The organism is Paraglaciecola psychrophila 170 (assembly GCF_000347635.1).
GTDB classification, from domain to species: domain Bacteria; phylum Pseudomonadota; class Gammaproteobacteria; order Enterobacterales; family Alteromonadaceae; genus Paraglaciecola; species Paraglaciecola psychrophila.
Genome location: NC_020514.1, coordinates 4,048,574 through 4,062,113, shown reverse-complemented (window position 1 = coordinate 4,062,113; position 13,540 = coordinate 4,048,574). Strand labels below are relative to the sequence as shown.

6 protein-coding genes and 2 pseudogenes are annotated in these 13,540 nt (G+C 36.9%); 2 read left to right on the top strand and 6 right to left on the bottom strand.

The window, feature by feature from the left end; translation table 11 throughout:
• Positions 1-4 precede the first annotated feature (4 nt).
• The 3 genes and pseudogenes from C427_RS17780 to C427_RS17765 all read right to left on the bottom strand — a co-directional run bounded on the left by C427_RS17780 (position 5) and on the right by C427_RS17765 (position 3,691).
• The gene (locus C427_RS17780; protein ID WP_015431145.1) at positions 5-1,477 is read right to left on the bottom strand and encodes a lipopolysaccharide biosynthesis protein; all 1,473 of its coding nucleotides are present in this window, start codon (positions 1,475-1,477) and stop codon (positions 5-7) included.
• 51 nt (positions 1,478-1,528) lie between these two features.
• Positions 1,529-2,161 (bottom strand): annotated as a pseudogene (locus C427_RS17775) (SGNH hydrolase domain-containing protein).
• Positions 2,162-2,535: 374 nt separating this feature from the next.
• Positions 2,536-3,691 (bottom strand): annotated as a pseudogene (locus tag C427_RS17765) (IS3 family transposase).
• A gap of 908 nt (positions 3,692-4,599) precedes the next feature.
• On the opposite strand from C427_RS17765, the gene C427_RS17755 reads away from it, so the two are divergent.
• Both C427_RS17755 and C427_RS17750 read left to right on the top strand, forming a co-directional pair.
• Positions 4,600-6,165: a hypothetical protein gene (locus C427_RS17755; RefSeq protein ID WP_007643654.1), complete on the top strand. Its 1,566-nt coding sequence runs from the start codon at positions 4,600-4,602 to the stop codon at positions 6,163-6,165.
• Positions 6,166-7,174: 1,009 nt separating this feature from the next.
• Positions 7,175-8,047: a hypothetical protein gene (locus tag C427_RS17750; protein WP_007643656.1), complete on the top strand. Its 873-nt coding sequence runs from the start codon at positions 7,175-7,177 to the stop codon at positions 8,045-8,047.
• Between the two features lie 666 nt (positions 8,048-8,713).
• Here the strand turns inward: C427_RS17750 and C427_RS17745 are convergent.
• Genes C427_RS17745 through C427_RS17735 form a run of 3 tightly spaced genes read right to left on the bottom strand, consistent with a single transcriptional unit; the run spans position 8,714 to position 13,475 of the window.
• Positions 8,714-11,650, bottom strand: a complete 2,937-nt coding sequence (locus tag C427_RS17745; RefSeq protein ID WP_226991304.1) for an HzsA-related protein — start codon at positions 11,648-11,650, stop codon at positions 8,714-8,716.
• Positions 11,581-12,390, bottom strand: coding sequence for a hypothetical protein (locus C427_RS17740; protein WP_007643660.1), 810 nt, complete (start codon positions 12,388-12,390; stop codon positions 11,581-11,583). Before C427_RS17740 ends, C427_RS17745 begins: the two co-directional genes overlap by 70 nt.
• A complete protein-coding gene (locus C427_RS17735) occupies positions 12,387-13,475 on the bottom strand; it encodes a glycosyltransferase (protein ID WP_007643662.1) in 1,089 nt (362 codons plus the stop codon). Before C427_RS17735 ends, C427_RS17740 begins: the two co-directional genes overlap by 4 nt.
• Positions 13,476-13,540: the final 65 nt, after the last annotated feature.

The window sequence follows — 13,540 nt, the reverse complement described above, 5'->3', positions numbered from 1 at the left end:
TAAATCAATCAGACTGGGTTTTGTTTCTCTTTTCATTTATAAGTTCCATTATGTGGATAAATGGCTTGGGCTTTAATAAAATACTTAAACTCGCATAGGTCAGGCTTCCGGCAAGTATAAGTATAATTAATTTACTTATAGGACTATTGTTTGTTAAAAACAAAATGTCGAGCCCTGTGATACTAGCTGCCATCATCAAAGTAATGATTAAAGTGGGAAAAAGGCTTTTAACAATGTGCATTAAATTTAAATTTATTAGCTTCATGGCAGTACTCCAAGTGATAAGTGCTGAGATAATGTAGGCCACGGTAAATCCAAACATCATACCTTGTATGCCAAATTGAATACCAATCACAAACCCAGCTATTTGTAATGGTTGATTGATAAGATTGACTTTAAATTGTAATTTAGAGTGTCCCATTGCTAAATATATTGAGCCCGTGATGGTTACTATGGACATCAACATACCAATACCGCAAAAAAATTGTAAATAAGGGGACATATTTATCCATGCAGTGCCCAAAACAACTTCAATAAAGTAAGGTGATATACATATTAAACCCAACATCATAGGAAAAGTGAGAAAAGAAATGCACCCGATCGTCTTTAGATAAATACGTCCAATTCGGTCAGGATCATCTTGAATTTTACTCAATGTAGGGAACATTACATTGGCAAGAACACGGGAAATATTGTTAATTGGGAACAGCATCAATTGGTAGGCTTTTGAATACAGCCCCAGTGTAGTTGAATCTAGAAACCTACCTACCAGCATTTTATCGGTTTGCAGTGTAATTTGCCTTAGTGTTTGGGTACAAAACACATAAAATGAAAAGCGGAATAAACTTTTTAACGTTGAAAGACTAAAGCAAAATAGAATAGTAATGTGACTTTTATAAAGCAATAAAGCGGTGCGTATAAAGTTAGTCACAAGTTGTTGTATAACTAAACTCCAATATGACATCCCCGATAGTGCACAAGTCAAAGCAATAAAGCTTCCTGTAATATTGGCATAAAGATCTATCAATCCAATTTCTTTGTGTCTTAGCTCCTTGCTCATTATTGCTTTTGGAACGCTACTAACTGAATTGAATAAAAATAAAAAAGATAAAGATATACAAATATCAATTATCTCTATTCGTTGATAGAAGTTAGCCATCTGAGAGCTAAAAAACACCATAACAAATGTCAGAATCAACCCGACAATTAGGCTAAACCAGAAACAAGTATTAATTTGTATTTTGTCTAAGTATTTTGTTTGAATCAGAGATGCAGACAATCCAAAGTCAGTCAATAATTGAGCAAAAGCGGTAAATACTAATACCATAGCGACTAAACCAAAATCATCTGGTATTAATAGTCTTGCGAGAAAAATTCCGAGTAGAAACGAAATGAATTGAGAAATAAATTGTAAACCGCTAGCCCAGCCCATTGCGCTTATTGCTTGATTTTTTAGTGTGAATTTAGCTTTTAACATATTAATAGAAGGCTCTGTCGCAACAAAATTGTTATCTTTTCTGGGAATGTATTAATCAACTATGTGCACCTTTTCAATCAGCTGGGAGGCGCCTTCATGAGTCAAATGACCATAATCAAATTGCATAGGGATACCATTGTGGTTAGCCAATTGACATTCAGTTTTCTCGCTATTACACAAATAGTCAATGATTGGAATATAATTACCACCGGCCAGAATCGTAACCTTAGCTAATGCATTACTAAGCTATTTTTGTACACTGTACGCAGAATATTTCATGCTCTCAGGTGAATCTCCAAATTTGGCTGGGAGCTTTGGTAGTGGATATTGGTATTCTACTACAGGGCCCATTACTAAAACTTGGAGAGTTGACTTTTTTAGTAGCGCAATCGTTTCAGGTATGTATTGAACATCTCTCGCTTTCCATCGACCTCGGGATATAATTATATCAAAATGTTTGTTAATAGTAAGGTCGTTTATCACCCGATCAATGAGATCATTGCAACGTTTTATACCTTGTAATGGTACAAGAGGCTTGCAGCCACTTGATGTTGCTAATGATAAAGTCTGATTTTTTTGTAGATTTTGGTGCAAAACTGAAAACCATTGTTCGGCATTGCTGCCACCGATTAATAAAATATTGAATTTTTTTAGGTGCCGCGTCAATACATTTACTTTGATCATACAAGTTGAAGTCATTTCTTTCCCTCATTTAAAAGCAACTGTATTGTCGATGTGGGTTGTCATAACCCAGATACGAATCATATAGTTTGGTTTGCTGAGTAAAGTGAGTCTGTTGAAAATAGGAATAGCCCATGTAGTTAGTGCTATACCTAATGTGACTGACAAAGATATAAGTGTCGACTTGTAACTAGTGGGGGTGAATTTCACTTTTTTAAAGGGTATTTCAACAAATCGATAAGTTAAGGTGGCGAGTACTATTGAAATGATTAATACACTGAGTCTATCGAATTTTTCTAATTCTACAAATTTCTCAAACAAATAGGCCTTATAAAATATAACAAATTGACGTGGTCAACCTAATACGACCACCTCAGTTAAGCTACTTTTTGTAATACATTGTTTTGTTGCTCAAAGTGATTAGGACTTTGGTAACCCAAGTACGAATGAATTCTATGGCTGTTGTACCACATGGTCATGTAATTCAATATATCTTGTTGGGCGCTAAATCGTGTAGAGTAATTACGCCAATGCACCCGTTCTTGCTTTAGACTCCCGAAGAAGCTTTCTGCCACAGCATTGTCCCAACAACACCCTTTTTTACTCATGCTGCCGACAAAACTATGTGCCTTGATAAGGCGGCGATAAGCTTTGGTCTGAATGCACAATCAATCTTGCTTTGGGTTGTCGTTGCCATATTGCCATGGTTAATGCGTCACACACTAAGCTGGCCTTCATTCTTGAACTCATACTCCAACCCACGACTTTGCGTGAATATAAATCAATCACCACCGCTAAATACAACCAGCCTTCTGATATCCAAACGTGGGTGATATCCTGCACATAATGCACATAAGCTTGGTCAGGCTTTTGTGCTGCAAAATCTTGCTTTAGCTCATTGTCATAAATGGGCTTTTTATGGTCACTGTTGGTGGTGGCTTTATATTTCTTTTTATACCGCACCCACACGCCTGCTTCTTTCATCAATTGAGCTGTTTTCCTGCGACTCACTGGAAAGCTCAGCGTATTCAATACTTTTTGAATGCGTCTCGCCATAGGTATTATCGCTGAACCTGGCGATATCTTTTACCCCTTCCAGCATCTCTTGATGCGTTAGACCATCAGGTTTATCCGTTTGACGCTTCTGGTAACGGTAATAATTGTTACTTTGTACACCGAGTAGTCTGCACATTAAGCGCACAGGCCAGGTCTTCTTATATCGGGTAATAAACGAATACTTCACTTCTTTTTTTTGGCAAAGAAGACCGTCGCTTTTTTTTATATCTCACGCTCCATTTCGAGACGCTTGACTTGCCCCTTCAAGCTGCGGATTTCGGCTTGTTCGGGTGTCAGGGTGCCATTACCTCTAAAAGCACGACCATTATCATCTTCGGCCTCTTTGAGCCAACGACCGAGTATCTGAGGACTGAGGCCTAAATTCCTAGCCGCCTCTACACGACTGTATTTTTGCTCTACCACCAATGCGATGGCATCCAATTTAAATTCTTTTGAATATTTCTTGCGTGCTGTCATTACCTATCTCCAGTTAAGGCTATCATGTCTTAACTAGGGGGGGCGTATCTATTCAACCACGTCAAATAGCCAATGCCAGAGGTAAAAAGAATAAGAAATATTACCAAAAAAATTACTGATTGGATTTGATAACACATCCCATAATATTGCGTTCAGAAAGAGCGAAGATAACTAGGGCGGGGAGTAGTCGCTTAAGACGTTTGGTATAAAATTCTCTAAAACTAAGTCGATGCTCGTTCAGAGTTCGCCATATTTGGCCCATACTTAAATAGCCAGATATGACGAAAAAATATCAACACCTAAGTAGCCACCTGTAATTTGGTGTGGTGAAATATGAAAAATCACTACACTCAATACGACCAAAGCGCGTAATCCTTGAATACCTAGTCTGAAATTATTTTTGTGTTCCACATTGGCGGGACTTTTTTTCTATATATACACACTTCAACTTCTCTTGATATAACTACTTGTTTTAATTGGTTTTAGTCAAACCTACACACATAATAAACACAATGATTGCAAGTTCCCCCCAGCCACTTTCACAAATATTTGGGCTATGCATGCAGTAATATCATACAGGGGCATGTGGCCAATAAATATAATAATAATATTGCTTTGAAGAAACGAACTAAATTCGTAACTTTTATACTTTGATATAGCGTAACGGCAAATAAGGTATTTGCAATTCTGATTTCAAGAGGCCCGCTTAAACCGTGGGCTATGAGAAAATTTTCAATCATTCACTAATTAACTAGAGTAGTTGGATAAATATAAAATATAGCTAACTATTTACTAATTCCTTAAACGTGTACACTCAAGCTTGCAAAGGATGTTTTTTATGAATACCAATCCGGTATTTAAATAATAGCGTGCTTTAATTTTCAAGTAATAAAATAATGTGATAACCAATGTTGAGTAATTGTATAAACCGATATGGCATTGCGATATCTACTACGATCGCAATGATGATCTTTGTAGTATTAACAGTGGGTATGGCCACTCAATGGACATTTGATCTCTTTCAGCCCCAGTTTTTATGGAAAGCTTATAATCATTACTTTTTGAGCATGCTCGAAGGGAGTCTAGATGTGCCTGTGGAGGCAATAGGCAAAGAAGGGGGGTATTTTAATAGTAAGGCCTATATGTATTATGGCTTGTTGCCTACCTTTGTCCGCGCACTGCTTTTTCCCTTTATTGATTTGTCCCAAACACCCGTTTCATATTTCTCAGTTTTGTTTTTTACCTTAGTTGGGCAGGTTGCATTACAAGTTAGTTTTATAAAAGTATATTTAAAAATCTCAAAATCAAACCGGCATGCACTTAACTTAGGCTTACTGGTCGGAGTTAGTTGCCTTTTATGGTTTGGTTCTGCTTCATTCATGATTTCGCAGAATGCGACTCTCTATCATGAACCCTATGCTGCCAGTTTATGTTTGGTAAACATTTATCTAGCCCTATTGCTTAATGACGGTTTTTTTCAAAAAGAAAACCGGAACATTAGTTTAATTCCCTACGCCCTGCTAGCCGGATTGTGTATCCACGCTAGAATGCCCACAGCATTAACTTTATATCTAGTGACGGGTATTTTGATACTGGTACAAACAGTGCGAGTTAGAAAACAGACTCAATTATCAGTCGGCCCTTTTAGTATTCTGATTCAATCATTACGTTCGTTTTGGCCGGCCATTTCAATACTGGGGTTGTTTGGAATGAGTATATTGTGGTTGAACTATGCTAAATATGGTGATGCACTATCTTTTATGGGAGGAAATTATGGCTATTTTTTTCTGGAAGGCTTTAGTGAACGAGCGTGCAAATTAATACCCCAATCAGACTTTGCAAATATACTTCGACTGGTTCCTAATATAATTGTTTATCTTACAGGAAGTGCAGACCTGCATTGGAGTTTATCTTGGCATCTGGCGACTGGTTTTGGCCGTTTAGAAACCCCGTTGGTGCCACTTGCTATATTGTGGGGGCTACCAATTTTTTGTTTTTTGTATGTTTTAGTAACTCTAGCAAGGGATTTTAAAAGCAATACCAATAAAATACTCTTAGTTGCACTTATGCTATTTAGTGTTGGTGCTTTTTTTCAACTAAAATACGCCACCATTACTCATCGCTATACGGCTGAACTATGGGTGCCACTGTTTGTTTGTGTATTGTATTTGTGGTTTCGGTTAATAAACTCTACAAAAGATCTATCCGAAAACCGGGTGCTGTTGAAATTAAAATATGCATTGGGTATGTGTCTATTGGTTACTGGGATTAGTTGTCAACTATATTTAGCACTTACTCATGATTATTACATTAATGATGGTCCAGGAGTGCATATATGGGATTATCATTACTCCGATGAGGATAATGCTTACTTAAGATCACTAACACCCGAGAAAGTGGCCGAATTTCGATTAGAACACAAAGCACAGAAGAATCAAAAATGTGCAGAACTGGCAGAAAAACTTGGTCGTTAGTGCTAATTAAAAAATAGGCTGTAAATAATATGATTCAACTAGAGTAGTACTAACTGCACAAATTTACATTTTTGACTTCGCTTATCATTTTTTTTAATTACCAGGAATTACCGTGTGCATTATTTTGTAACTTCGTCTTGAAGCTTTTATCCCAATGGCAGTTTGATTTTTGGCGAACGTCTATGTGTAAATTCAGTACATATTATAAATAGAATAGATGCTTTGGGTTGATTATCCATCTTTTGAAATAGACGTTAATTCACCAAAATGCGATAACATCTTACCTATACATTTGTCATTTTATTTATTGGAAAAGTTATCTGAAGCTATGAAATGGTCGTTTAATTTATCGAATAGACCCCAGCGAGCTGTTACATAAGCAGTGTTTATGCGGGAGCTCTTATCGGTGTCGTAATTGCAAGAGTCATACGTCAAAATGTAGAGTAGTGGTTACAATTTCAAAGGATTGGTGGCAGGCCAGCTTAAAAAAAGCGCTAAATTGAATTAAGTTACCGCCATAAACGCATACGGCTGTTACTTAAATTATAATTTTTTTAGCAATAATCTATGCCATTGGTTGCCAAATGAAGATAGCGAAAAACATTATCTAGAAAGAGGCCGGTTATCTTTTCGCGAAAACATAAAAAGTAATCAGGAAAATCACTTTTTGCCCTTACAAATGATTTAGCCCCAACCACAAAGAACAGCGCTACAGGGCCTATCAGGCGATAACCATATTAGTCATATTTACTGTTAACAAAAGACAGGAACGGGTAGTTGGGCAACATTATAGTAAGGCTGTACTATATTTTAAGCGTGATTTAAGGCGCGCCTCAGGCTCCTTCTCATCTAAGGGAATAATGATGACAAGCATCTACTTCTAAGGTTATGATATGCGCAAAGAGCAATGCCATAGCGCCAATTTAAAGGTGTTTTAGGATGTTATTTTTGATCCTCAAATATAACTAATATTTTTTGAGACACTTTTAATTAAAGAGATAACCAGTGTATGCAAAGATTAAAACAGGCCTATTGGGATCTAAGGGCGAGTAAAGGAAAATCATTACTCTGGTTTTATCGAAGTGTAATAGCCGAAGTAAAAGTTAGAATGCTTTTTCTCAATATTAAAAATAGATCAGATAAAAGGCATAATTTGCCTAACGGTTTAATTCTTTCTCTTACTTCATATCGCCCCAGATTTGCTAAGTTGCATTTGACTATCATGTCATTAATAGCCCAAGACATACGACCCGATAAGATTATTTTATGGGTCGCAGAAGAAGATTACGCTTTCCTTCCTGAAAAAGTTTTGCGATTAACTAAATTTGATATTTTTGATATAAATACTACCGATGATTATGGACCTGGGACAAAGATAATACCGGCATTATCTTTTTATCCAAATCACTTTATCGTAACAGCTGACGATGATTTATATTATCCAAGGCATTGGTTACGAATGCTGACTCGTGAGTGGAATGGTGACTTTAAAATAATTTTTGCTCACAGAGTGCATGAAATAACATTAAAAAATGAAAACGAATTCAATGATTATGCAGACTGGACATTTGACATAAAACATAACAAAGCTCATGAATTAAATTTTGCGACAGGGGTTGGTGGAGTTTTGTATCCGCCTAACGCTTTGGATAAGCGAGTTCTAGATACTAAAACTTACCTTGAAATATGTCATAAGGCTGACGATGTATGGTTATATTGGATGGCTAGATTAGGTGAATCATGCGTGGTAAACACGCAATGGCCATTTGCTGCAACTACATGGCTAGGAAGTCAAAAAGTTGGCTTAGTTACGGATAATCTAATACAGGGTAGAAATGATTCATATATAAAACAGATGAATAAAAAGTTTGGTTTGCCGTAATTTGTTAAACGAGAAACATAAAGGTAAATAGTTGCTTACGAATAAATAACTATTACGTACTTGCCTGACAACAACGTATTTGTCGCCAATTTAGAAACGCGTATCCAATGCATCATTGATTATCTAGGTCCCCAGTAGCAGAGATTTTATTCTGGTAAAATTGTTACGGGATGTCGATTAAATGTAATTTATTAAATCGGGGGAGAATGACGTTAGTGATACGATAAACTTCTATGCAGTGTATGATATGGTGCTAGAAATTATATGTCTAAAAGTTGGACCTTAACTTGGTTTGAAAGCTACGTATTGCAAAATACAGTGTTCCCCTGTATTTAATCGAAGATTCCAATAATGATTTTTTATGTTTTTTAACACAGTTTTAACTTCCTGTGTATTTTACTAATAGTTTTTACAGACATTATTTTAATCAAGCTGCATAACTCGCTTGAAATTCCTAATTTATTCTTTTAATGTTGAGGTGAATTGCATTAGACGGAGCATAAATTATTGTTTACATTTTTGTATCGCTCCCCTCGATTCTTTCTACATAATCTCGATTATACGTAGTGACTGCGGTGGAATTAAATTATGCTTTCCTCTTCTCAGATTTCATAACCTTTGTCGGGATCATTTATTACTTCATTGCAAAGACTAACGATACTTAGTCTAGTTTATTATTTTCATACGCTTACTAGTAACGTTTTTATTGCCAACCAAGTCTTCAACATAAACCTTAACAATAAAAGAGGACACTTTTCGTAATCTCGTTCCAGGCAAGAATAGCGTCACTACTTTGTTTTCGTCAGGCGTTAAACTCCCATTCAATTTAATTGTCTCGTCACTTACAGTGTCCAATATACTTTCTAAGAGGCCTTTACTCTTGTCGGATTTACTTGCCGTTTGTTCTACTGTCACATTCAGGCTACTCCAGTTAATACCGGAATGGACATCTATGGCACCGATAAGTATCGTATATCCATATTCGTCTTCTTTATCGACTTTTAAAGTTACAACTGGTAATTGATTGTCATCCGTATACCCCATTCCATCAGTCTGTGGAAAGTCAATAGGACCACCAAGATCAATCCAGCGGGCAACCGTTCTTTTGTCTTTATCTGATAGGTTTAATGAAGGATGATTTACGGGAAAATCAATGTCATTCTTTCTACTTTCGTTAGTTCTGCCATCTAGTCGCTCGCCATAAACAACCCAAGTCAAAAGACTCTGTCTAGCTTGCGGTACTCTAATATATTTGCTTTTTTGTGGAACAATAAATTTCTTTCCGTTAGAGCGCTTGTTGTCGGATAGTGTTTCCCAAACCGATCTTCCATTACTGCCATCTAAAACAAAGCTTCCGCCACTGCCGCCTTTAGTGTGGCATGTTGAGCAGTTATTTTTCAAAATAGGTTTTACATCTCGATTAAATTCTACGCCTACTACTGCACCTTTAATATATTCGACACCTTCTTTGTTAAGAAGGGGGATTTCTCCTTTCGTTAAATCCCATAGTCCATTCATTAGATCTGGCGCAGATTGTTCAGTACCTGAAACGCCTTGTATTGGGACTCTCATTCCTGCAAAGGTATCTGAAAATTCAAGTGGTTCAATTGCATGGGCATGGCATCCGCCGCAGTCGGTTCTTGCTTCACCGGGTTTGAGTGCGCGCCACGTTAATTCGCTGTTAAGTGTCATGCCGTTTTTATCTAACGTTTGTATTAGAAATGGCGTATCGGCAGGTATTTTTGCAGCCCAAGAGCTGTCTGGATTGCCTTGATTATCGGGTACTGATTTATAGTTTAACGGAAACTCGCCTAAAATTTCCCATCTTTCCATATGATAAGAACCGTAGCGTTCTACGATACCTTCATAATTTTTATGTCCTATCAATCTCTCCGCCTTTTTCCATCTCTTATTATCTTGATATTTATTAATTACTTTAGTGAAGGGTTTCGGTGGTGTTCCAATAATTCTCACCGCGTATATATCGCTATTGGTGAATACACCGGCTTCAGCCCCATTTACCGTCCAGTTACCATCATGTAACTCTCTTTTTGAACTTTTTGATTGAAATGGGTCAGAGTTCCCACTTAATTTATCTCTATTGTACATAGAGGATGTTCCTACTATAGAAGCAGGTTCTGCTCTTGCTAATCGATCATCTTCAGTTTTGGTGTCGACGCTTGGCAGGATATTAGGTTTAGGGATACCGTAGATTTGATTGTAAGGTAAAACGGCTCTAGGCCATATTTCATTGTGGTCAGGGGAATCAACAATCTTGACCAGTTGGTTAGGAGAGTTAATGATATTTTTGTTTGCGTTATCAATCAAATAAATACCCGACTTCAAGCTTTCGCAAAGGTTTCGCTTTTTGCAAACCGCTCCGAAGTGATTTACGGAGCCTTTTGAGTAAGCTACCAATAGCCCATTATCTTTTGTGGCAGAAGGCATTGAATATTTACCGGAACTTCCTGGTGACGGTATGTCCCTTGGAGTTGAATGGGGCGTAATAATGACGGTGCCCTTCCGCTCAAATCCCCTCCTATTTACAGTGTAACCCTTGGCGTTTTTTTCTGGTTTATTAGAAAATCTCAAAAAGTCAGGTCCAACACTCTCTAAAGGGGCTCTCCAAAGTACTCCAAACCCATAGTCAAATGAGGGATAGTAGTATGCAGAAACAACCGTAGAATCGCTTAATTGTGTAATAAAATGATCTAAAAATTTATTTTTGTCATGTGGTTCAGTAAATTGTTGTAAATTACTCCCATCAGGATGGACGGTAAATAAGCTGGACATACCATACTGATACTTATCAGCAACATCTTGCCAAGTTGTAAATAGAATTCTTCCGTCTGACAATTGCATTGGGTGCTGTGCCAAATGAAGCGTACCAGCCTCTAGGCGTTCAATATTTGAAAGAAACTTATTGTTATCACTCCCTTCATGATCAGACATAACGTAAAGTTGCTGGACACTTCCTACCTCATAAGGGTTATATCCAAGTGAGTCAAACGCAGTTAAGCCTGAGCGGTTGGAAGTAAATAGAATACGCCCATCAGCGAGAGGCACAGGTGCCATGTCACGTATTCCGAAATGATGGGACTGATAATGCTCTTCCGTCGTGTTTGCCGCATAATATTTACTATCGAATCCATCATCAAACGTCAGCCGAATAGCTTTAAACGCACTGGGACCTTTTAAATGCATTTTGTAAATCCAGCTGGTAACTATTTTGCCCCTCCTTTTGTTGAGTGAGTAATATACAGTGGTTCCATCGAACGACATCATTGGATCCATGACACTGCACCTTTTACAGTCAACAAGAATTAGCTCGCTACCGTCCTTTTTATGGAGAACTAAGTCTGCTCCCATTTCAATGACATAAGCTTTCTCTCCTTGAGGTATGTTTACAAATGGGCTTTTTCTGGCTTCAGCGGGATATCTTACGTAGATAATGTCATAATCAAGAGCAGGTGTCGCTTGAGCTATTCTGAACTCAAATATACAGAATATAAAGTACGCTAGTAGTAAATGTTTCATTGTCGCTTCTTGGTTTTGAATATCAAAAATAATCCTGAAAGTAGCAAAATAAAAGGTATTAGCCATTTTAACCAGTAGGATATAATTTCGAAGTAATATTTTTTGGTGATGAAGTGTGAAACTCCGTCCCATTTAATGTAACTATCTTCATATGCATCCCGGATGGATAAAATATCACCTTTTGAGTATCCTTTAAACTCATACACTGATTCTATTTCATCATTCATTCCTTCGAAATCGGTCAACGATTTTTGGATAGATACTCCAAAATCCGGATCTAAGATCCAATCTGAATCATTTAGCTTTGCAATTACAAACACATGTTTGGGAAATGATACTATTTTGTTAGGGATATTTTGCTTCTCCAATAATTGTGACAAAACCATTGAAGCGTCACCACAAATTCCAATGCCTCTTTTTAGACTCCTCAAATAGTTGGCGTAGTGATAGCGTTCATATTCAGGAATACCACTAAACTTTCCCATGAAATAAAGAATGAAATTCTCCCATATTGGAATTAGTTGATGGCTAGTTTCATTATCAACTTTATTCCATTGGACGTGTGTTAATGATGACGAAACTAGTTCGGTAGCCCTTAACGCATAATCTTGTTTAGTTTCTTCAACACTTGGTTTTAACTGATGAATACTGTCTTCGAAGCTAAGTATTGGCTTTAATCCAAACCTCAACTCATCTTCAGAGAAGCCAGTTGGACGGATGTCTTGTGTTAAACCATAAATATTCAAAGCAAAAATGGAAATCCCAGTAATAACAAATATGGAATTAAGAAATGTTTTGAAATTCATAGAGATTTATAGACTCCAATAATTTTTTGAATGAAAACATTTTTACCGAAATGATGATGCACTCTTTTTCGCGCATTATCTCCAATCTCTTTCATGTTTTGAGGATTGTCCATTAGAAATTTTACTTTATTACTGAGTTCTTCTGGACTAGATGGTGAAACTAATAGGCCTGATTCACCATCTATTATTGCCTCAGGTATGCCATTGACATTAGTTGATACAATCGGTTTTCCACATGCCATAGCTTCCAAAATTGAAATAGGAAAAGCTTCTTCGTGTGAAGCGCAAACTACTATATCGAGAGATTGTAAAAGCTCTTTTACATTATTTACTTGTCCATGAAATGTAACTTCTTGGTTTAATTCTAATTCTTCCACCCTTTCTTTCAATAAAGGTTCTCTTGGTTCCTGAAGAATATCGCCTCCGATTATTTCGTAGACTGGTGAATAGCCACTGATTTTTAAATTCTTTGCCATATCTAAAAAATCATCATGCCCTTTTCTAAACTGCAAATTAGCAATTATTCCAATTTTAATAGTTTTGTTAGATACTTTTTGGGGTAAAAATACATCAGTATCTACAGCATTATGAACAACCCATTGCGACGCCTTTGGACACAATTTTTTTAACATTGCCCCCAAGTTATTTTGCAAATCCTGGCTGCAAAACAAAAAGCCAGAGGGCTGAGAATTGGCAGAAAAAACCCATTTAGCGAAGTCCTCTTCAAATGGGAAATGTATATGACAAACAATTTTAGTTTTAGTAAACAAGGCTGCTCTTAGTAAACTTCTAGTGCTAATCAAGTCACCAGTATGAAAAATGTCTATTTGATTTTTTTTGATTAAGTTCTTCCAGCCAATGAAGTTTGTTAAGGTCTTGATAGGGTTGCGCATGCTAGGTTGGAACATAGGGTTTGTTTCAGTAGGTACACTTAGTTGTTCGCATTCTTTACTTAACTCACCTTTTGCAGTGCAAACTAATGATAAGCGGTAGTCGCTTATAGGAAGGTTCTGCATAATGCCTTGGCTGACTCTTTCTGCACCTCCAACAACGCTCACATTGTGGACAAAACAAATGTTCATCATAATTTTAATTCTTCCAAACGGTATTAGGATCTAATAGCATCATTCTCAGGCACATGGTGTAGAGT

Coding starts and splice junctions, on each gene's coding strand:
- C427_RS17780 (WP_015431145.1), bottom strand. CDS start 1,477: ATGTTAAAAGCTAAATTCACACTAAAAAATCAAGCAATAAGCGCAATG.
- C427_RS17755 (WP_007643654.1), top strand. CDS start 4,600: ATGTTGAGTAATTGTATAAACCGATATGGCATTGCGATATCTACTACG.
- C427_RS17750 (WP_007643656.1), top strand. CDS start 7,175: ATGCAAAGATTAAAACAGGCCTATTGGGATCTAAGGGCGAGTAAAGGA.
- C427_RS17745 (WP_226991304.1), bottom strand. CDS start 11,650: ATGGCTAATACCTTTTATTTTGCTACTTTCAGGATTATTTTTGATATT.
- C427_RS17740 (WP_007643660.1), bottom strand. CDS start 12,390: ATGAATTTCAAAACATTTCTTAATTCCATATTTGTTATTACTGGGATT.
- C427_RS17735 (WP_007643662.1), bottom strand. CDS start 13,475: ATGATGAACATTTGTTTTGTCCACAATGTGAGCGTTGTTGGAGGTGCA.